The organism is Rhizobium sp. AP16, assembly GCF_000281735.1.
Classification (GTDB): Bacteria; Pseudomonadota; Alphaproteobacteria; order Rhizobiales; family Rhizobiaceae; genus Rhizobium; species Rhizobium rhizogenes.
In genome coordinates this window covers 22465-43088 of sequence record NZ_AJVM01000081.1, presented here as the reverse complement: position 1 = coordinate 43088, position 20624 = coordinate 22465, and the positions used below count along the sequence as shown (strand labels likewise).

Below are 20624 nucleotides of genomic sequence, written 5' to 3'. Positions count from 1 at the left end.
TTGGCGGTCGAGCCGCAGGTACTGCTGATGGATGAGCCGCTGTCGAACCTCGACGCGCTTCTGCGCCTGGAGATGCGGACCGAGCTTAAGGCCGTATTGCAGGCATCAGGAACGACCACCGTCTATGTCACGCATGACCAGACCGAGGCCATGGGTCTCTCAGACCGTATCGCGGTCATGTACAACGGCCGTATCGAGCAGGTGGGGCCACCTGTCGAGATCTACAGCCATCCGGCGACCCGCTTCGTCGGCGGCTTCATCGGAAATCCGCCAATGAATTTCATCCGGCTGCCGGTCGAAGGCGGAGCGGTGAAGCTTGGGAGCCAGGCACAAGCCGTGCCGCAGGCAAGCGGCGATATCGTGCTTGGCCTGCGTGGCGAGGACGTAGCGCTTGCGCCTCTCTCCGAAGGCCTGCCGCTTGATGTGCGCGTCTCCGAGCCGATGGGCTCGCACCTGCTACTGACCGGAACGATCGCCGGCCAACCCGTCCGGGTGATCCTGCCGCCGGGCGAAAAGGTCAGAGCCGGCGACAGGATCGGGCTGAGGCCGGATCCAAGTCGTCTGACCTGGCTCTCGCCGGACACCGGCGTCGCGCTCAACGCCGCCGCCAACTGACCAGAATTCCATATAGGACCACGACATGACGGATTTTATCGCCCAGGCCCGCGCCATCCTGAAGACGAATGATCGCGGCGGCTACACGGTGCCGACCGACCGGCTCTATCCCTTCCAGTGGAACTGGGATTCCGCCTTCGTCGCGATGGGATTTGCGGCCTATGACGTACCCCGCGCCTATCGCGAGCTGGAACGCCTGGTGGAAGGCCAGTGGGCGGATGGCATGATACCTCATATCGTTTTTCATGCTCCGAGCGACAGCTACTTCCCTGGTCCGGATGTCTGGCGGACATCACATATTATCGCAACATCCGGCATCACCCAGCCGCCCGTCTTTGGCATGGCGCTGAAACGCGTTCATGATGCTGCGGTCGATAGCGGCCTTGCGAATGCCGCAGACCGATCCGCCCCGCTCTTTAAGGCAGCGCTGCGCTGGCATCGGTGGTGGTATGCGGCGCGGGACCCTGAGCATACAGGGCTTGTCGCCCTGCTGCACCCTTGGGAAAGCGGCAGCGACAACTCTCCGGCCTGGGATATCGGGCTGGCACGCGTGCCAACCACAACAGAGACCGCTGTCGTGCGCAAGGATACCGGCCATGTGGATCAGGCCATGCGCCCACGCGACGAGGACTACCGGCGGTTCATCCACCTCGTCGACACCTATGCGGCCTGCAGTTGGGATCCCGCGCACCAGTGGAAGGCGGCCCCCTTCAAGATCGCTGAGGTGCAGACGACTGCCATTCTCCTGAGGTCCGGCGAGGAGTTGGAGCGTCTTGCCGTCGCGCTTGGCCGAATTGAAGAAGCAGCCGAGCTGCGGCAGATGAATACACTGTCGAGAAAGGCATTGTTGGCACAGTGGCGCCCGCATCTGCGCCGCTTCGTCTCGCGCGATCTCATATCTGAAGAGGATGTGGAGGCTCCGACCCAGGCCGGGTTCATTCCGCTGCTGGCGCTTGATCTGGAACCTGCCATTCTTGATGCTGCCTGCGCGGAGATGGAAAGCTGGGCGAGTGGTCTGGCGGTGGCTTTTCCGTCAACACCGCAAGCCTTTGCCGGGTTTGAAGCCAAGCGCTACTGGCGCGGCCCGGTATGGGGCGTGATAAACTGGCTGTTGATTGCCGGCCTTCGCCGCAATGGCCGTGTCGATCTGGCCGAAGGGCTGCGCGCCGCGACGGTTCAGGCGGTCGAGCGACAGGGGTTCGCGGAGTATTTCGATCCACTGACCGGCGAAGGCTGCGGCGGCCTCGATTTCTCGTGGACGGCCGCAGCCTATATTGAGTTCACGCGAAAGGCGGCTTGAGGTTACTCGGTCGACGTCATGGTCGCCTGAGCTGATCTGTCGTTCGCTGGCAGATCGCGCCGGCCCCTGCATAAAGGGCCGGCGTGTCGCTGCGAGCCACGGTCATTTGCTGTGGCAGCAGTTCCCTTTTTCTTCCGACGATGACGGCTGCCGGTTGTCGATGCTGTGATGGTTTGTCTCGGCCGGCAGGTTCATTGCGATATTTTCGCCAAAAAAGCCGTTCGGCTTCAGCGTGAAGCCCGCATATTCGACCGGCATGATGGGAAAGTCCTCCGGCTTGCAGACATGCGTGTGGCCGAAGGAGTGCCACAGGACGACATCCGCGTTTTCAATCGGCCGGTTCTGCTTCACATAGTTCGGCAGTCCGTCACCGCCGGCATGGACGTTCGGATAGTCGCCGCTTGCATATTTCTCCTTGGGATCGAAGGCCGTGACCCAGATGTGCTTGGTCGCAAAGCCGCCGCGCTCGCGAACGGTCGAACCTTCCTGTGCCAGCATCAGCGGGCTCGGCATGACGGCGATCTTGTAGCCGGGAGCACGGCCGACGCTGTTTTTCTGGTTCGGGTTGCTGATCTTCCAGTATTTGCCGGTGATACCGTCGGCGACGGCAGGCGAATCCAGTTCGCGTGCCAGCACCTTCGTCGTGGTGTCGAAGACGTTGCCGTAAGGATTGTCCTTGCCCCAGGGGCGCGGCACGAATTCGTGCTCGCTCACCGTATTGCCGCCACCGTCGACATCCATGTGCAGGCGTGCGTTGAAGAAGTGCTGATGGGTCGGGCCGCCAAGGTTTTCGTCCACCATGCCGCCCCACGGATAGGTCTCGCCGGGCGCGACCGCCGCCGTCTGGATGATGCCGGTCAGCTTGGCCTCCAGCTGGATGGTGCCGTCCTGATAGAGATACCAGTAGAAGCCATAGTCGTAATTGCCGACCGTGGCGAAGAAGCTGATCACCAGGCGGCGCGAGCGGCGCACTTCGAAGATGTCATTGCGGAACTCGTAGTGCTTCCAGAGGATGCCGTAGTCCTCTTCGTGCATGCAGACCGCATTCTTCATGACGAACGGCTGGCCGAGGTCGTCGGTGGCCGGAATATCGAAATAGTGGATTTGCCCCAGGCAGTCGCAGCCGAGTTCCAGCGAGTTTGCCAGCCGGCCGAGGCCGTATTCACCGGCGTCGAAAGCGCTCTTCCAATAATGGTTCGCGGTCGGATCGGCATAGGGGACCACCATTTCCGTGACGCTGGCGCGGAAGATGACCGGCCGCAGCCGGCCCTTGTCGTTGATCGCCAGTTCGTGCAGCACAAGCCCCTCGCGCGGCGTGAAACCAACGCGGAAGCTCCAGTTCTGCCATTCGACCTTCCAGCCGTCGACGCTGAAGCTTGGACCGTCCGGCTGAACGATGTTGAGCGGCTTGACGTCCTTGCGCGTCTCCGGAAAGGCTTCGCGGCCATAGTTTCGCTTCTTCTTCGGAACCGGGGGCGCCTTCTCGTCATCGACGAGATCGACCACCTTGTTGCTGATCAGATCGACCACCGCGACGACACCCTCGATTGGGTGGGCGTAGCCGTTGTCGCGAATATCCTCGCGCCAATAGCTGACGGCACGGACGATGCGCTTGCCCTTCTCGAAGTCACAGCCGAAATAGCCCGAGGAAAAGGGATCGATTTGGACGAGGGGAATGTCTTCCTCGGTAATGCCGCGGCGCTTGACCGCCGCACGCCAGGCCGGATCGTTCTTAACGATCTCCTCGCAGCGCATGAATTCCTCGATCATGACAGGAGGCTGGCCGTAGGGCGCTTGATCGAGCGGCAGGCGCTCGAAGCTGTGCACCCGCTTGCGACTGAGATCGACAATCGCTTCAGTGACCTCGCCGGACAGGGTATCGAGTATCAGAATGAAAGCGAGACGCGGCAGCGTCGCACCGGATTTCCAACCGGCGATATCCACCTTCGTCGGCTCTTCCAGCCGGACGATCGGGAAGCGGCATTGCGGTCCGAGCTTGCGCTCCCCCCTGACGATCAGCACCGCTTCCTCGATTTCGATGAGGCCCAAGGGATCGAGTGGATGGGTGACGGAAACCTGAGCGTCCATGAAACTGTCCTTTCTGAATAAAGCGGCGATGACGGCTTTGGTGTTGGGATGATGGCAGCCCACGGCTGCCCTCAACGGCCAGCCGTGGCGGCGTGGCAGATATCGGCAGGCATCATCGCGTCTTCGCCATGAAGGCAGACGATGCCGCAGAGGAGGTGGAAATGAACGGACGCTGCAAAGAGCATCGCGATCACGGTGGTGGCGATGACCGCGGGAAACCCGCGATCATCGAAGGAGGGAAGAAGAGCCTGCATCATTCGAAGACCTTCCCGAGCGAAGCGTAGAGGGTAGGGCGGCTGGACTTCAGCCAGACTGCGAACGCAGCGCCCAACAGGCCGACAAGCGCAATGAGATAGGGGAAGGATGCGACGATCAGGCTTTCCGAGCCGGAGAGCAGCGACAGGTTGGCGCTGACGAGCCCGAGTGCACCGAGAAGGCCAAGCAGGCTGATCGCCGGAGCGATCAGGGTCTTCCAGAGGCTCAAGTCGCTCTTCGCCTTGCGGAAGAAGAGGATGATCGCCACGCAAACGAGTACCTGAACGGCGAGAATGCCGATCGTCGCCAGGGCCGCCATCCACGAGAAGACTACCGCATAGGGATCCTGCTCGCCGATGACGAAGCCCGCCAGGATGACTGCGGCTATGGCACTTTGAACCAGACCGGCAATATAGGGCGACCCATGCTTGGCGTGCACCGTGCCGAGGACTTGGAGCACGATCCCCTCGCGACCAAGTGCGAAGAAATAGCGGTTGATGGTGTTGTGGAACGACAGCACGCAGGCAAACAGGCTGGTGATCAGCAGGATGTTCATCACCTGCACCGACCAACTGCCCAGCACGGCGCCGGCGGCGTTGAAGAAGAAGGTGTCGAGGCCGGCTTGGGCCGCTCCCGAAACCTTCGATGGCCCGTAATATTGCACGATCGCCCAGGTGGAGAATGCGTAGAAGACGGTGATCAGCAGCACCGCGACATAGGTCGCGCGCGGAATGGTCTTCTCCGGCGTCTCGGCCTCTTCGGCGAAGATCGCCGTCGCTTCAAAGCCGATAAAGGAGCCTATGACGAAGACGAGCGCTACGCCGAGACCGGGTCCGAGAACGGTGGCGGGCGCAAAGGAGGTCAAACCCATGCCTTCCGGTCCGCCGCCGGAAAAGACGATGCCGATATCGAGCAGCAGCAGGATGGCGATCTCGGCGATCATGCAGACACCGAGAATATGACCACTGAAGGCGATGTTTCGCTGTCCACACAGGGTCACGATGACGATCGCCGCAAAGGAATAGACCCACCATGGCAGCGTCATGCCGAGCGGCGCGAGAGCCCCGCCGACAAACACGCCGAACAGCGCGTAGATCGCGATCTGGACGGCGCTATAGGTGACGATCGCCATCATCGCCCCGCCGACGCCGGCCGGTTTGCCGATGCCCTGTGCGATATAGGTGTAAAAGGCGCCTGCACCGCCGACATAGCGGCTCATGGCCGTAAAGCCGACGCTGAAGATCAGGTACAGCAATCCGGACAGCACAAAGGCGCCGGGGACGCCCGCACCGTTGCCGAATGCGAAGGCGGCGGGTGATGCGCCGACCACCGCCGTCAGCGGCGCTGCCGCCGCGACGACGAAGAAGACGATGTGAAGAAGACCGATCGAATTCTTCTGAAGCCGGCCTGATGGTTGATTGGGCATGCTCGTTTCGACAGACATGAGAACCCCTCTTTTTAGCTTTTATCAGCTCAGGCTAGGGATTCTGGTCTGGTCCAAGAATTGCAGGATACGCCATAGTTTCGATAAACCGCGCCACGCGGCGCCATGAAGGTGAATTGAATGGCAGGTGCATCCGATTTCAGCAGGCGCCCTCCCGCGATTGCCGCAATTCGCGCCTCCGTGCTTGTCCCTCTGGTTCAGGAACTGGATAAAAAACACGGCAAAACCGACGTTCTTCTCGCCTGCCACGGGATTTTACGGTCGCAGCTCGACGATCCCTACGCTTTTGTGCCACTGGCGCGCTATGTCGCCATCTTCGAAGAGGCCGCCGAAATCCTGCGTGAGCCGACGCTTGGCGCCCGGCTCGGCATCTCGTTCAAGCCGGCCGATATCGGTCCGTTGGGCATCTTGTTTTCCGCTTCCTCGACCATCCGGTCCGCCTTTCAACGCCTGTCGAAACACGTCGTTGCGCTACAGGGCGTGACGCGCGCCGGCCTGATCGAGGAAGGCGATCATCTGCTCTGGAGTTACAAATTGGAGGATCCGCGGCTTTGGCCGCGCCATCAGGATACGGAATATTCCCTTGCCGCATCCTGCCAGCTCGTCCGCAGTTCCTTCAGCGCGTCCTGGCGGCCCGTCGAAATTCACTTCGAGCATGCGGCGCCCCGCGACCGGGAGCCACTGCAGAGGATCTTCCGCGCGTCGCTTCTGTTTTCGCAGTCCAGCAACCGCATTGTCATGTTAAAGGCGGACGCCGACCGCCATTATCGCAACGAAGATCGCGATCTGACCGCCATTCTTGAGCGCCATATCGGCGATCTCTCCTCGGGCGATGTCGATCAGGACAGCGTGCGGGATCAGGTATTGTCGGTCATAGCGATCTATCTCGGCCATAAACCGATCACCATCGCAGCCGTTGCCGCGGAACTGAAGCTTTCGGTCAGGACCCTGCAGCGGCGCCTTAGCGACGAGAATACGTCGGTTCGTGCCCTCGTGCGGGAATATCGCGCCGGGATCGCGCAGCTCTATCTCAGGGCCGGCACATCGGGCTACTCCCGCCTCGCCGATACACTGGGCTATGCGGACAGTACGGTGTTCTGGAGGGCGTTCAAGGGTTGGACCGGCCTATCGCCGTCGACGGTGGCAGCGCAGGACGAGCGCATGCGGTCGTCCTGATCTCTTCTTTCCGATCAGGCGGCATGCCGGACAGAACACCCGACATGCCGGTGGAAAATGAACGCTACCGTGCCAGCGCGGCCTCGGTCAGCTTTGCCTTACGTAAGGCGGTCTGCCGGTTCAGCGCATCCCGTTCCGGATAAGGCGTCTGTGTCACGGGGTAGGCATAGCCATCGCGGAAGCGCATGAAAGCGCCCTTGTCGCTGACCGTTGTCTGCTGCCACCGCGGCAGCCCGTCGCCATTGGGATTGCCCGTTTTCACGAAATTGACGAGGTAGGACGACATGGTGTCGGCCATTCTGTAATCGGCGCCGGTCCATTTCCGCTGTCCCGGCACGTCCCGCATCGAATTGAAGAAATACCAGAGATCCGAGGAGTGGAAGGAGCCGTAGAATTCCGAGTTGCGGCCGGGCGGTGCGTGATTGAAGTAGAACGTATAGACGTTGAAATCCTTGTTGTGCGCCTTGGCATATTCCGCCGAGACGATGAAGTTCTGGAGATTATAGTCGGCACGCGCCCGAAGCCACAGGCGATAGGCGTCCTGGTCATTCGAGGGACGATAGACTTCTTTCCAGGCGTCGTCATAGCCGATCGTCTGGATCGCCTTGGCAAAATCCTCCGGCGCTAGCGTCTTGTCAGGCCCGCCCTCAAGCGAGGTATATTCGTCCGACGTACCGCCGATCATGATGTCGTGGCCGTTCAATGCATCGGGTTTCAGAAGGTCTATCGAATTCTTGGTGAAGACATAGCCGTCCAGCGTGTACTGCGACGTCTTGTTGATCGCGCCGTGCAGGGCATCGTAGAGCAGCGTTTTGCCATCCGACATGGTCTGCGTGACGATCGTGTCGGCAGGAATGGCGCGAAGGTCGGCAAGGCTCGTCGGCTTTCCGAAGACCGTTTCCATGGCCTTGGCGTCAACGGCTTCCCGCTCCTTCAGATCCATCATCGGCACCGGCATGAAGCCGGATGAGCCGCTCTCGATGACCGCGCGGCGGAACAGACCCTTGGCCAAGGGCGTGCGCAGCAGCATTGTCGTATTGCGCGCGCCCGCCGACTGGCCGCCAATGGTCACCTTCGATGGGTCTCCGCCAAAGCCGGCAATGTTGTCCTTCACCCAATGCAGCGCCTTGACCAGATCAAGCGTCGCATAATTGCCGGAGACGTGCTGCGGGCTTTCGTCTGAGAGTTCCTTCAGCGCCAGGAAGCCGAGCGCGCCGACCCGATACTGAACCGATACGACAACAATGCCCTTCGCCGCCAGCTTCGACGCATAGAACTCCATTTCCGAAGCGTAACCGTGGTGATTGGCGCCACCATGGATCCAGACATAGACCGGCAATTTGTCGCCGGCACTCTTTGCCGGGGTCCATACGTTCAGGTTCAGCCCGTTTTCGCTAGCTTTCGGCAGGAAGGCGGGGTCGAAATAAAACTCGTCTCCCCAGAAGGCCCCGACCGGATTGGTGTGAATATCCTGAAGCGCCTGGTCTCCCCATTGATCGGCAAGCTTCACCCCCTCCCAGGGGACGACCGGTTGCGGTGCGCGAAAGCGATTGTCGCCGCTTGTGGGGCCGGCAAACGGAATTCCCTTGAAAACCTGGACGCCGGAAATGTCGGTGGCCACCCCTTTGACCTTGCCCCCTTCGACGGTAACGGTGTCGACGCTAGCTTTTGAAGAGGCAGCCTGTGCCCAGTCCGGCATATGAATCACTCCGACCGCCAGCCCGATTGCCAGGGCGGCGGCATATGAAATTCTTATAAGCGACATCATTAGCACTCTCCTCGATGTGCAGAAATGGCGGTTCAATATTGCTCATCCCGTGATGACGGACAGAGATGGCCGGTTAGCCGTGCGGGGTGAACAGACCGCAGTGATGATCCCGCTGATACTGCTCCTCCGAGATCAGGCTGGTCTCTCCGCCCGGCAGGAAAAGCAGGCGTTGCGGCGATTGGGCGCCATAGGCCGGCCATGTAGGCAGGCCGCTGCCGGGGATGCCTTTCTTGCTGGCGAGACTGGTCCAGTAGCCGGTCATCAGCTTTGAAAGTTTCTGCTGCTTTGATGTCAGCGGCGTCATGACGTCGGATCCCCAGACAAAGGGGAGCTCCGAGGAATGGGCGCTGCCAATCTCGAATGATGCCGGCACCGTCATATAGGGGCGGATCGGCGCTGTCTCGTCGCGAAATTCATAGACATAAGTGGGCACCCATTTCGACAGCGCCTGTACCACGCCCGTGGTCGGGCAGGCCCAGCCGGCGTCCGTGCTGACATTGGCCATCGCCTCGCCGGGACTACGGGCTTCGACGGAAGCATAGGTCTTCAATACGTCATCAGCCCTGCCGGAATAGGTTTTGCGCACATACCCCTCGTAATCCTCCTTGGTCACCGGCTGGTTGGTGAGGTCGTTCGCCTCATAGGTAAAGGCGCGGGTCTCGTGCCGGTTGTTGCCGAAGATCACCGGGATCCGGATGAAGTTGCCGCTGCGATAGGCCTCCAGGGCCGGTTGCGGCTGCGCCCACCCGCCGGAGGTCGGCCGCCACGTCGCGCTCGAAGCCTTCTGCGCATCGAGGATCTCAGCCGGGCTTCTGCTGCGAAGGCAGGCCGCACGATCCTTGTCGTCGGCGCAGCCGATCGTCTTGATGAAACTCTCGCCCGAGGCCAGCGCGTCGGACTTCGGTATATTGGCACAATCGCGGATGCTCTCGATAACGGCACCCTGGATCAGTTCTTTCGCCGCCGGCGAGGCAAGGATCCAGCAGACAGAGCCTGCACCCGCCGATTGACCACCAATGGTCACCTGATCCGGATTGCCGCCGAAGGCTTTGATGTTCTTGTGAATCCAACGCAGAGCCTCGATCTTGTCGAGATCGCCATAATTGCCGCTGCTCTGCTTGTCCCGGGATTCGCTGTCAAATTCGGGAAGCGCCAGATAGCCGAGCGCGCCGAGGCGATAGTTCACCGTCACCGCGACATAGCCGGCACGCGCCAGTTCTTTCGGATCCCAGTCGGTCTTGGAGCCGTTCACCCAGCCGCCGCCATGAAAACCCACCATCACAGGCAGATCGGAGCCGCCTGTCGCCGGCGTGTAGACGGTGAGATTGAGGCAGTCCTCGGTCCAGCTTGCCGGCTTGCCGGGGCGCCAGAATGTCGCCAGTTGCACACATTCGTTGCCGGATTTGTCGGCACGGAAGGGTGTTGTCATCTTGTCGATGGGCTCAGGTGCGGCCCAGCGCAGCTTGCCGACAGGTGGCTTGGCATAGGGAATGCCCTGATAAAGATGTAATCCTTTGGCGTTGGTGCCGATATAGATACCATCGGGCGACGATACCTCAGCTGCCAGCGCCTGCCCGCCAGCCAACAACACAGTGAGGGCTGCCGCTGCCTGTACGGCACGTCTTGAATTCTTGATAATTCTTCGAATCATTGCACTCCTCCATGGATTGATCCGGATCGATGGGGCGCGCTCGAAATAGGCCGGCCGCAGAGCCGAACATCAGGCCGGGCGTCGCTCCTTGACGTTCATAGGAATTGTTTTGGCCTAGCCTCCATCACCAGACCTTCCGGGCAGATGTACATGCGGACTTTCGCCGCGAGCACGAAAGCAGCCGACACCCCCAGATATTTGCGATGTCGGCAATCATTTTGACTTTGCGCAATCCTCCCCGACCGTCAGCAAAGCCTCTACATTTTGCGAATGTGTGTTTATTGTCGACAATTGACAATATGAGGGAATAGTGGCGGGGTCACCCTAAAAGTCAAGGCGATAACCGTGAATTTGAGGTAGAAGAGCCGGTATGAACGCATCCATCGACGCACTTCAGATTCTCCAGACTCACTCGGTTTCCGATCTCGTGCGTGAGGAAATACTTCGGCAGATCAAGGCCGGCGAGCTTGCCGGCGGCGACAAGCTGAACGAGATCACCTTCGCACAACGGTTCAAGGTCAGCCGTGGACCTGTCCGCGAGGCATTCCGGGCTCTGGTGGAGGTCGGTCTCGTGAAGCTGGAAAAGAATCGCGGCGTCTTCGTGCGCGAGATAGGCGAGCCAGAAGCGCGAGAGCTCTATGAGTTGCGGGCAACGCTTGACGAGATGTCCGGACGGCTCCTGGCGGCCCGTATCACGGATGCGGACATTGCCGAGCTGCGCATCTGGCTCGTTCGTCTTGCCGAGTTGCCGGAGCATGAGGAGGGCGCGCAGTCTTTCCCGATGAATATCGCGTTCCATGACCGCATTGTCGAAATGGCCGCCAATGCCACGCTGCTGGAATTCTATCGACGGGTGGTCGACCGTATGCATCTGTTGCGGCGGCGGAATTTTTCGAGTGCCTCGGGCCGTGAGGTCTCCCAGGCTGAGCACGAGGCGATTGTCGATGCCTTGGCGACGCGCGATCCGATGCGCGCCGGGGACGTGATGCGCGCTCATGTCATGAACGGCTACCGCCGGTTCACATTGCATGCCGACAGGAAATGAGATGCGTCGGCATCCACGGCGCTAAACCTGCGTGGCAGGTGAAGCTTGGAGGTCCATTATCAGGCGGCCGATATAGCCGGCTATGGCGCCGACCATGTCAAAGGAGGTCGGATCGCGCAGCCAGAGCATCTGCAGGCCGTCCATCATGGCGATCACCTCGGCGGCGATCGCCGGACAGTCGACATCCCGCTTCACTTCGCCCCGCAGGACGCCATTTTCGAGTTTCGACGCGATATTCGCTTGCAACTGCTGTGCGCGATCGCTGAACCAGGCCTTTGCCGGATGGTTCTGCGTCAGGCTTTCGGCATTGAGGATCGCAAAGGCGCGGACGACCTCCGGGATGCTGGTGTTGTATTTCGCGATCTGGATCAAGCCGAGCAGGAAAGCGTGCCAATTCGCCTGACCGACATCGATCGCGACCGAACTTTCGAGATCCCGTTTGTCGAGGATCGCCAGCAGCAGATCCACCTTGGTCGGAAAATGATGCAGCAGGCCGGGAAGGGACAGGCCGACATCCTTGGCGACATCCGCGATGGCGGCGCTCTGGTAGCCGTCCCTGGAGAAACGGTGCATGGCGGCGGCAAGGATCGCCTCGCGCCGTGAAGCGCCCTTGGCGGAGTTCCGCCGCCGTATGCCTTTACCTTGAGTTTCGATGCCCGGTCCGACGGTCATTCTCTCTTCCCCCGATTTCGTTCCGTTCTACAGCGATTTGCATGGCCCGGCCAACCTGTCAGTACACATCTCTTGACTCTTTAAAAAGACCGATTACTCAGTAGGTTTAAGAGTGGAGGATATCTCATGACCATTGTACATGCCAGCCTCGGCAATACGGATGCCCATCAACCGGGCGCTCCGAGCAAGGCTGTCGGCATTCCGTTTATCGCCGGCTTTGCGCTCGCCAATCTCGGTTTCTTCATTGCCGTGATGACGCCGATTGCCGTCACCCTTGCTATTCGCGTGAGCGCGCTCGATCCAGTCGGCAAAGGCGCCAGCCTCGGTGCGATTCTCGGTAGCGGTGCCCTGTTTGCTCTGTTCGCCAATCCGATATTCGGGCAGCTTTCCGACCGTACGCGCTCTCGCTTCGGCCGCCGCCGGCCGTGGCTCATCGGCGGCGTCATCGTGGGCAGCCTTGCTCAGCTCGTGATTGCCTATTCCTCGAGCCTCCTGATGATAGGTATTGCCTGGTGTGCCGTGCAGGTCGCCTACAATGCGATGCTTGCGGCTCTGGTTGCCGTCGTGCCCGATCAGGTGCCGGAACAGCAGCGGGGGATGATATCGGCGCTTGCCGGCATGTCGGTCTATGTCGCCTTGCTGATCGGCAGTGCCGTCGTATCGCTGACGGGAACTGGCAGCAACGCCATGTTCCTGGTGCCGACCGCGATCGGCCTCGTCACGATTATCGGCTTCGCCCTGCTGCTGGATGATCGCCCCACCGACAATGAGCCGGCACCCAGAGGCAACCTGTTGGGCGAATTGGCGGCGAGCTTCTGGGTCAATCCGGTCAAGTATCGTGATTTCGGCTATGCCTGGCTCAGCCGCTTCCTGGTGTTCTTCGGCTTTGCAGTGCTGACCTCCTATCAGGTCTATTATCTCACCGACCAGCTCGGGGTCGCGGAGGCCGGCATCGGCCAGACTATGTTCTTCTCGATCCTGATCACCACCTGCTGTGTCGTCGCCTCCTCGATTGTGTCCGGCTATCTGTCCGATCGGACAGGCCGCCGCAAACCCTTTGTCTTTGCCGCCGCCGCCACCTATGCACTTGGCATCGCCGTGATCATGATGGCGCCCGACCTCACCATGTTCTTCGTCGGCGTCGCCATCTCCTCGCTCGGCTTTGGCGTGTATTATGCCGTGGACCAGGCGTTGGTCGTGGATATCCTGCCGGATCGCGAAACGAATGCGGCAAAGAACCTCGGCGTGCTCAACATCGCCAATGCGGTTCCGCAATCGATCGCGCCGGCCATCGCGCCGATCGTGCTCGCTATCGGCTCGGGACAGAATTACACGCTGCTCTATGCTGTGGCGGCGGTCAGCGCCTTCCTTGGCGCGCTGGCGATCGTGCCGGTTCGCGGCGCGCGCTGACAAGATCAATATTTCGGGCGGCAACGCCTGCCTGATGGTCCCGACAGGACCGGGTTAAGATGAGAGGATTCCCTATGATCGACGATATTCTCGACAAGATGACACTGGAGGAGCAGGTGTCGCTGCTCTCAGGCGCCGATTTCTGGACGACCGTTGCAATCGAGCGGCTCGGTGTGCCGAAGATCAAGGTCACCGACGGCCCCAATGGCGCACGCGGCGGTGGGTCGCTGGTCGGCGGCGTTAAGTCTGCCTGCTTCCCGGTTGCAATCGCGCTTGGAGCGACCTGGGATCCGGCGCTCATAGAGCGGGCCGGCGTGGCGCTCGGCGGACAGGCCAAGAGCAAGGGCGCGTCGGTGCTTCTGGCGCCGACCGTTAACATCCACCGTTCCGGCCTTAACGGCCGTAACTTCGAATGCTATTCGGAAGATCCGGCGCTGACGGCCGCCTGCGCCGTCGCCTATATCAAGGGCGTGCAGAGCCAGGGCGTGGCGGCAACGATCAAGCACTTCGTCGCCAACGAGTCCGAGATCGAGCGGCAGACCATGTCCTCCGATGTCGATGAGCGGACGCTGCGCGAAATCTATCTGCCGCCTTTCGAGGAGGCGGTGAAGAAGGCCGGCGTGAAGGCCGTCATGTCCTCCTACAACAAGCTCAACGGCACCTATACGAGCGAAAATCCCTGGCTGCTGACGAAAGTCCTGCGCGAGGAATGGGGCTTCGACGGCGTGGTCATGTCCGACTGGTTCGGCTCGCACTCGACGGCTGAAACCATCAATGCCGGGCTCGATCTGGAGATGCCGGGGCCTTGGCGGGATCGCGGCGAAAAGCTGGTCGCCGCAGTCCGGGAAGGCAAGGTAAAGGCCGAGACCGTGCGCGCTTCGGCACGGCGCATTCTCCTTCTGCTCGAACGCGTCGGCGCCTTTGAAAAGGCGCCTGATCTCACCGAAAACGCGCTTGATCTGCCGGAAGATCGTGCGCTCATCCGCCAGCTCGGTGCGGAGGGTGCTGTACTCCTGAAGAATGACGGAGTGCTGCCGCTTGCCAAATCGTCCTTCGACCAGATCGCCGTCATCGGCCCCAATGCGGCTTCCGCACGCGTCATGGGCGGAGGAAGCGCGCGGATTGCCGCGCATTATACGGTGAGCCCGCTTGAGGGCATTCGCGCGGCGCTGTCCAACGCCAACAGCCTCCGCCATGCGGCCGGCTGTAACAACAACCGGCTCATCGACGTCTTCAGCGGCGAGATGACGGTGGAATACTTCAAGGGACGCGGCTTCGAGAGCCGTCCGCTCCATGTCGAGACCGTCGAAAAGGGCGAATTCTTCTGGTTCGATCTTCCGTCCGGCGACCTTGATATCGCCGATTTTTCGGCGCGCATGACGGCGACCTTCGTACCGCAGGAAACCGGTGAACACATCTTCGGCATGACCAATGCTGGGCTTGCCCGCTTGTATGTGGACGGCGAACTGGTGGTCGATGGCTATGACGGTTGGACGAAGGGTGAGAACTTCTTTGGAACCGCGAACAGCGAGCAGCGTCGGGCGGTAACGCTTGAGGCCGGACGCCGCTACCGGGTTGTGGTCGAATATGAGGCGCCGAAGGCCAGCCTGGACGGCATCAACATATGTGCGCTCCGCTTCGGTGTCGAAAAGCCGCTCGGCGATGCCGGGATTGCGGAGGCGGTCGAAACCGCCCGCAAGTCCGATATCGTACTGCTCCTCGTCGGCCGCGAGGGCGAGTGGGACACCGAAGGTCTGGATTTGCCCGACATGCGCCTGCCGGGTCGCCAGGAGGAGCTGATCGAGGCGGTCGCCGAAGCCAATCCCAACGTGGTCGTGGTGTTGCAAACGGGTGGTCCCATCGAAATGCCATGGCTTGGCAAGGTGCGCGCGGTGCTGCAGATGTGGTATCCCGGCCAGGAACTCGGCAATGCGCTCGCAGATGTTCTCTTCGGTGACGTCGAGCCTGCCGGCCGCTTGCCGCAGACCTTCCCGAAGGCGCTCATTGATAATTCCGCCATCACCGGCGATCCGTCGATCTATCCCGGCCAGGACGGTCATGTGCGCTACGCGGAAGGGATCTTCGTCGGCTATCGCCATCACGATACAAGAGAGATCGAGCCACTCTTCCCCTTTGGCTTCGGTCTCGGCTACACCCGCTTTACCTGGGTTGCCCCGCAACTCTCGGGAACGGAAATGGGTCCGGATGGACTTACAGTAACGGTCGATGTCACCAATATCGGCGACAGGGCGGGATCGGACGTTGTGCAGCTCTATGTTCGTTCTCCCCATGCCAGGGTCGAGCGGCCGTTCAAGGAACTGCGTGCCTTTGCGAAGCTCAAGCTGGATCCGGGCGCGACCGGTACGGCGGTGCTGAAGGTCATTCCCCGAGATCTGGCTTACTTCGATGTCGAGGCCGGTCGTTTCCGGGCGGATGCGGGCAAGTACGAGCTGATCGTGGCGGCCAGCGCCATCGATATCCGGGCAAGCGTAAGTATTCACTTGCCGGTCGATCATGTGATGGAGCCGTAGCGCAAGCATTCAATATGAGCCGCGCCGCCTATCTTAGAAGGAGGCGGCGCGATCCGCGAAGTGAGTGGGACAGGGCCTGGCGATTGCTCTCTTAATGTACATACCTGGGATGTACATTTCCAGGCCGATGCGCTATGGTACATCCATGTACACACATGGGAGCATCCCGCTATGCAGATGACCAAGGCATTCAAGAACGGCAATTCCCAAGCCGTACGCATCCCGGCAGAGATTGCCTATGAGCGCACGGACATGGAGCTGGAGATTGAGCGGGTAGGCGATGAAATCCGCATTCGTCCTGTCCGCCAGTCGTTGGCCGGCGTCATGGATGTTTTCGCACGCTTTTCCCCCAATTTCATGAGCGAGGGCAGGGGTGACCAAGAGCAGGACGAGCGCGAGAAGATCTGATGCCGCGCTATATGCTCGATACGAATATGTGCATCTATCTGATGAAGAACCAGCCCGAGCAAGTCGCTCGTCGTTTTGCCGCTTGCTACGTCGGTGACGTGGTGATGTCGGCCATTACCTTCGCGGAGCTGGATTACGGTGTTGCCGCGTCTGATGCCCCGGAACGGGAGCGCGGCAACCTTGATGCCTTGGTGACCCTCATTGCGGTAGAGCCGTTCGATATCGCCGCTGCCCGCGCTTATGGCCCAGTACGCATGGCAACGCGAGAGCGCAAGAAAGACCATCTGGACAAGCTGATCGCATCACACGCCATTGCCTTGAATACGGTGCTTGTTACCAACAACACACGGGACTTCATGGCCTATCCCAACCTCAAAATCGAAAACTGGCTGGATACCTGAGGCTGCGTTCGCTGCTTACGGCAGCGCCGACTAAAGGGAACCATCGTCCCCTTTAGTCATCTCAGATCCATGCCTTCATCGGCATTGCGATCATGACACACGGCTCATTTCAGACTTGGAAACAGCCTAGAACAACCGCTCCAGCCAGCCGTGCTTGTCGGGCGCACGTCCGTTTTGAATGTCGAGGAGTGCCGCCTTCAGGCGCGTGGTCACCGGACCGGCGCCGCCGTCGCCAATGGTGAAATTGTGCTTGCGGCCCTTGAGCTTGCCGATCGGAGTCACCACCGCAGCTGTGCCGCAGGCGAAGGCTTCGCGCAGCCGGCCGCTGGCTGCATCCGCCTGCCACTGGTCGATCGCATAGGGCTCCTCGCGTACGGTGAGGCCGAGCTCGCGCGCCAGTATGATCAGGGAATCGCGGGTGATGCCCGGTAGGATCGTGCCGGTCAGCGGCGGGGTCTGGAGCGAGCCGTCATCGAAGACGAAGAAGACATTCATGCCGCCGAGTTCCTCGATGAAACGACGCTCCACCGCGTCGAGGAAGACGACCTGGTCGCAGCCTTCTTGGGTCGCTTCCGCCTGCGCGGAAAGGCTTGCCGCATAGTTGCCGCCGCACTTGGCTTCGCCGGTGCCGCCAGGGGCGGCGCGCGTATAATTCTCGGACAGCCAGATCGTCACGGCCGATGCGCCGCCCTTGAAGTAGGCGCCAACGGAGGAGGCAATGACGCAATAAATATAGTCGGAGGAAGGCTTTACGCCGAGCAGGCTTTCGGTCGCGATCATGAACGGCCGCAGATAGAGTGCAGCGCCATCGGTCGTCGGTATCCAGTCCCGATCGATCTTGACCAATTCTCGCACGGAATCGAGGAAGAGCTCCTCCGGCAGCGGCGCCATCGCCAGTCGCGTCGCGGAGTTGCGAAAGCGTCGCGCATTGGCGTCGGGACGGAAGAGCGTGGCGCCGCCGTCAGGCAGGCGATAGGCCTTCATGCCCTCGAAGATTTCCTGGCCATAGTGGAATACCAGCGTCGCCGGATCGAGATTGAACGGCTTGCGCGCCTCGATCTTTCCGTCATGCCAGCCGCGGCCCTCGGAATAGCGGATCGTCGCCATGTGATCGGTGAAGACACGACCGAAACCTGGGTTCTGGAGCAGCGCTTCGCGCTCGCTGGCCGGAACGGGGTTCGAATTTCTCTCAAATACCAGGGTCTGCGGGCCGCTGTCACTCATCGTCTATTCCTGTCTGTTCCTCATTCGTGGCGGGCCGATTCCCCGCTCGCTCCTGCAGGCTGGTTTAGCCTAAATCGAGTGGCATTTGTTTGCTTTTATATTTGTTCAAATGAAAGTTTTCGCGTTCTTCATCCCATTTTTCGCCATTTCTAGTATTTTCTGCTCGTGGCGGATAATTGGAGCATCGATCTGCTCTGATGTATTGGCCTCTCGTTTCCGGCAATATGGATGCGATCGAGAGCGGGCCGGATATCCATTCCGAGGCGCTGCGGCATTATACCGGCGATCTCAAGCACGAGCTTTCGACGGATCGCGACCGCATAATCCTCGATCCTGTCCGGGACAATCACGAAGGATCTCGGGCCGCCGATGACCTGCTGCCGGAAATAGCCGGGGAGATCGGCAGTAACTCCCGGTTCGCTGCGGGCAACGGCGATGACGTTGATCACGTAGCCCTTTTTCATGGCCGCGTCGCGGCTTTGCTCGACCGGCAGGCCGTCATTGTTGGTGCCGTTCGAGGATATGTCGATGATCTTCCTCGTGGCGTGTCCCGGCCAGCGTTCGAGCAGGAAGCTGCTGATGTCGATGGCAAAGGACAGCGAGGTCCCGCCGCGCCCCTGCCGCTTCAAACCTGCATTGCTGCTATGAAGGATAGCGTCCGCAGCAGCCTCCAGATCCGAGCGGCTGCATAGTTTCGTCCATGGCAGGACTGTGTCCAGGTCGCCGACGCCTGCCCATTCGACATAGGTGACTGCAATGCAGCCCGTCATCCCGCCCTCGATCGCGGACAGAACTTCTTTGGAACGAAGGGCGGTGGCATGACCATTGCGCTGAAAATCGGCCGTGGCTGGATCGATCGAGGAGGATTTGTCGACGGCCAGCACGATGGCCGCGTCGACCGTTCGCGGATCGGGGCTGGCCGCGAAAGAGGATATGGCAGGAATAAGCAGAGCCAATACGCCGACGAGAGTCGATAGACCCAGCCGCCAAGGGTGGCGGTGTCTTGTATCCATGGCGGGTGAGCATGCGCCCCTCGACCGGGAGATGTGTTGCCACCAGATCATGTCTCTTTCTCCTTGTTGATCAGCCATGTCGCTGTACGAGCGTGACGCCAAGCACGATGAGAATGGAGCCGCATGTTCTCGGCACGAGCCTCCCGAGACCGCCGCCGGTAAGCCGTCCGAGCGTCAGCGAGGCGAGGCCGACAGCGGCGATGTCGGCTGCCGAGAAGATGATGTTGACGACCGCGCCGAGGACGAGGAACTGCGTCCAGACCGGTATTGCGGCGACAGGATCGACGAATTGCGGCAGGAACGTCAGAAAGAAGAGCGCGGTCTTCGGATTGAGGATCTCGACGACCATGCTGTCACGCAGGACGGCGGGCTTGTGGTCGGCAGTTTCGCCGCCACTTTCGTGCCGGCCAAGGAGCATCGTCACGCCCAGCCAGACGAGATAGGCCGCGCCGGCGAATTTCATGACCGCGTAGACCGTTGGGGCCTGATCGAGGAGAGCAGCAAGGCCGATGGCCGCAGCGGCGATATGAACATAGCAACCGAGATGCACGCCAAGTGCTGCCATCAATCCGGCGCGACGGCCATGCGCTAGCGTCTGCGCGGTCATGTAGACAATGGCCGGTCCGGGCATACAGGCAAAGACAAGCGTCGCAAAGGCGAACGAAGTCCAGTATTCCAATGAAAGCATGGCGCATCCTCCGTTTTTTGAAGACCGCTCTCCTCACATGGAGCGGTTCGAAGCGGATGGACCCGTATGGGTTGCCGCTCATCGGAAGAGATACGCCTTGTGCGTGCCGAGACATATACGACGCCTGTCGTATTTCAGCGCGGGTGGAGGCTGATTATGGTGGGCTGGTCAAGGGGACGATATTCGGGCGCAAGCCGTCCAGGGAAGCGCGCATGCATGCTTTAACCAGCGGGCAATCCAAGGCGGACGGCATAGGCCGTGACCTCGGCCGTGCTGTGAAGATTGAGCTTGCGCATCAGGTTCTCCCGGTGCTTGCGCGCCGTCAGCGGGCTGATGCCGAGACGTTCCGCCATCTGCCTGGAAGTCTGCCCCTGTGCCGACAGAAGCAGGACCTGCCGCTCCCGCAATGTCAGCGGAATGGGCGATACGATCTCACCGGTGACCGGCATCTTGCCCAGACGTTCCGGATCGGCGACCGCAAACCGGATCGATTTCGCCAGATAGGTCTTGCCGCTCTTCACGGCATCGATGGCCGTATCGAGCTCCTCGGGGTCGCCGTCCTTGGTCAGATAGCCGTTCGCGCCGGCATCAAGCGCGGCCCGCACCGTCCTCGGTTCGATATTCGCCGTCAGCACCAGGATCTTCATGCGCGGCGCCAGTGCCCGTATGTCGGAGATGAACTGGATCCCGGCGACGCCCGGCATGCCGAGATCGAGGATCAGTAGGTCGGCGCGGGTGCTGCGCACGAGATCGAGCAACGTGTCGCCATTGGCCGCCTCGGCAACGATCGACACATTCGTCATGGCCGAGATCAGCAGCTTCAACCCTTCGCGCACGATGGCGTGGTCGTCGGCTATGATGGCGGTAAAGGGGCGATTCATCTGGATACCACTTATGGATGCGCGGCTTAAATTCTTTAATCGCTAATTTATTTG

The 20624-nt window shown here is 60.7% G+C and carries 18 protein-coding genes; 8 read left to right on the top strand and 10 right to left on the bottom strand.

What is annotated here, in order from left to right; genetic code table 11:
• Both PMI03_RS28150 and PMI03_RS28145 read left to right on the top strand, forming a co-directional pair.
• Positions 1–615 (top strand): ABC transporter ATP-binding protein (locus PMI03_RS28150; protein WP_039974822.1); only part of this gene is annotated, 615 nt, incomplete at its 5' end.
• Between the two features lie 25 nt (positions 616–640).
• The gene (locus PMI03_RS28145; protein WP_007702133.1) at positions 641–1915 is read left to right on the top strand and encodes an MGH1-like glycoside hydrolase domain-containing protein; all 1275 of its coding nucleotides are present in this window, start codon (positions 641–643) and stop codon (positions 1913–1915) included.
• 102 nt (positions 1916–2017) lie between these two features.
• Here the strand turns inward: PMI03_RS28145 and PMI03_RS28140 are convergent, their stop codons facing one another.
• From PMI03_RS28140 to PMI03_RS28130, 3 genes are all read right to left on the bottom strand, one after another.
• On the bottom strand, positions 2018–4003 hold the full coding sequence (locus tag PMI03_RS28140; protein WP_007702131.1) for a primary-amine oxidase: 1986 nt from the start codon (positions 4001–4003) through the stop codon (positions 2018–2020).
• Positions 4004–4074: 71 nt separating this feature from the next.
• Positions 4075–4260 carry a hypothetical protein gene (locus PMI03_RS28135; protein WP_007702128.1) on the bottom strand — a complete coding sequence of 62 codons (186 nt, stop codon included), beginning with the start codon at positions 4258–4260 and terminating at the stop codon, positions 4075–4077.
• Positions 4257–5702 carry an APC family permease gene (locus PMI03_RS28130; RefSeq protein WP_007702123.1) on the bottom strand — a complete coding sequence of 482 codons (1446 nt, stop codon included), beginning with the start codon at positions 5700–5702 and terminating at the stop codon, positions 4257–4259. The genes PMI03_RS28135 and PMI03_RS28130 overlap by 4 nt, the downstream gene beginning before the upstream one ends.
• Positions 5703–5822: 120 nt before the next feature.
• Between PMI03_RS28130 and PMI03_RS28125 the strand changes: the two genes are divergently transcribed.
• Positions 5823–6878, top strand: coding sequence for an AraC family transcriptional regulator (locus tag PMI03_RS28125; RefSeq protein WP_007702120.1), 1056 nt, complete (start codon positions 5823–5825; stop codon positions 6876–6878).
• A 64-nt stretch (positions 6879–6942) separates the two neighbouring features.
• Here PMI03_RS28125 and PMI03_RS28120 read toward each other — a convergent pair whose 3' ends face one another.
• The gene (locus tag PMI03_RS28120) at positions 6943–8643 is read right to left on the bottom strand and encodes a carboxylesterase family protein (RefSeq protein WP_309574492.1); all 1701 of its coding nucleotides are present in this window, start codon (positions 8641–8643) and stop codon (positions 6943–6945) included.
• Between the two features lie 76 nt (positions 8644–8719).
• Complete coding sequence (locus PMI03_RS28115) at positions 8720–10297, bottom strand: carboxylesterase/lipase family protein (protein ID WP_007702114.1); 1578 nt, start codon at positions 10295–10297, stop codon at positions 8720–8722.
• 370 nt (positions 10298–10667) lie between these two features.
• Between PMI03_RS28115 and PMI03_RS28110 the strand changes: the two genes are divergently transcribed.
• Positions 10668–11342, top strand: coding sequence for an FCD domain-containing protein (locus PMI03_RS28110; RefSeq protein WP_007702111.1), 675 nt, complete (start codon positions 10668–10670; stop codon positions 11340–11342).
• 21 nt (positions 11343–11363) lie between these two features.
• Here the strand turns inward: PMI03_RS28110 and PMI03_RS28105 are convergent, their stop codons facing one another.
• Positions 11364–12014, bottom strand: a complete 651-nt coding sequence (locus PMI03_RS28105; RefSeq protein WP_007702107.1) for a TetR/AcrR family transcriptional regulator — start codon at positions 12012–12014, stop codon at positions 11364–11366.
• 126 nt (positions 12015–12140) lie between these two features.
• Here PMI03_RS28105 and PMI03_RS28100 point away from each other — a divergent pair, with 126 nt between their 5' ends.
• The 4 genes from PMI03_RS28100 (at position 12141) to PMI03_RS28085 (ending at position 16764) form a co-directional block, all read left to right on the top strand.
• Positions 12141–13424, top strand: a complete 1284-nt coding sequence (locus tag PMI03_RS28100) for an MFS transporter (RefSeq protein WP_007702104.1) — start codon at positions 12141–12143, stop codon at positions 13422–13424.
• Positions 13425–13498: 74 nt separating this feature from the next.
• Positions 13499–15955: a beta-glucosidase gene (locus PMI03_RS28095; protein ID WP_007702102.1), complete on the top strand. Its 2457-nt coding sequence runs from the start codon at positions 13499–13501 to the stop codon at positions 15953–15955.
• Positions 15956–16126: 171 nt separating this feature from the next.
• Complete coding sequence (gene vapB / locus PMI03_RS28090) at positions 16127–16363, top strand: type II toxin-antitoxin system VapB family antitoxin (protein ID WP_007702100.1); 237 nt, start codon at positions 16127–16129, stop codon at positions 16361–16363.
• Entirely contained in the window at positions 16363–16764 is a 402-nt protein-coding gene (locus tag PMI03_RS28085; protein WP_007702098.1) for a type II toxin-antitoxin system VapC family toxin, read from the top strand. The genes vapB and PMI03_RS28085 overlap by 1 nt, the downstream gene beginning before the upstream one ends.
• Before the next feature lie 126 nt (positions 16765–16890).
• Here the strand turns inward: PMI03_RS28085 and PMI03_RS28080 are convergent, their stop codons facing one another.
• The 4 genes from PMI03_RS28080 to PMI03_RS28065 form a co-directional block, all read right to left on the bottom strand.
• Positions 16891–17988, bottom strand: a complete 1098-nt coding sequence (locus tag PMI03_RS28080; RefSeq protein ID WP_007702095.1) for a branched-chain amino acid aminotransferase — start codon at positions 17986–17988, stop codon at positions 16891–16893.
• A 149-nt stretch (positions 17989–18137) separates the two neighbouring features.
• Positions 18138–19001, bottom strand: a complete 864-nt coding sequence (locus tag PMI03_RS28075) for a DUF1194 domain-containing protein (protein WP_309574491.1) — start codon at positions 18999–19001, stop codon at positions 18138–18140.
• Positions 19002–19071: 70 nt separating this feature from the next.
• Positions 19072–19689: a LysE family translocator gene (locus PMI03_RS28070; RefSeq protein ID WP_007702090.1), complete on the bottom strand. Its 618-nt coding sequence runs from the start codon at positions 19687–19689 to the stop codon at positions 19072–19074.
• A 221-nt stretch (positions 19690–19910) separates the two neighbouring features.
• Positions 19911–20570 carry a response regulator transcription factor gene (locus PMI03_RS28065; protein WP_007702087.1) on the bottom strand — a complete coding sequence of 220 codons (660 nt, stop codon included), beginning with the start codon at positions 20568–20570 and terminating at the stop codon, positions 19911–19913.
• Positions 20571–20624: the final 54 nt, after the last annotated feature.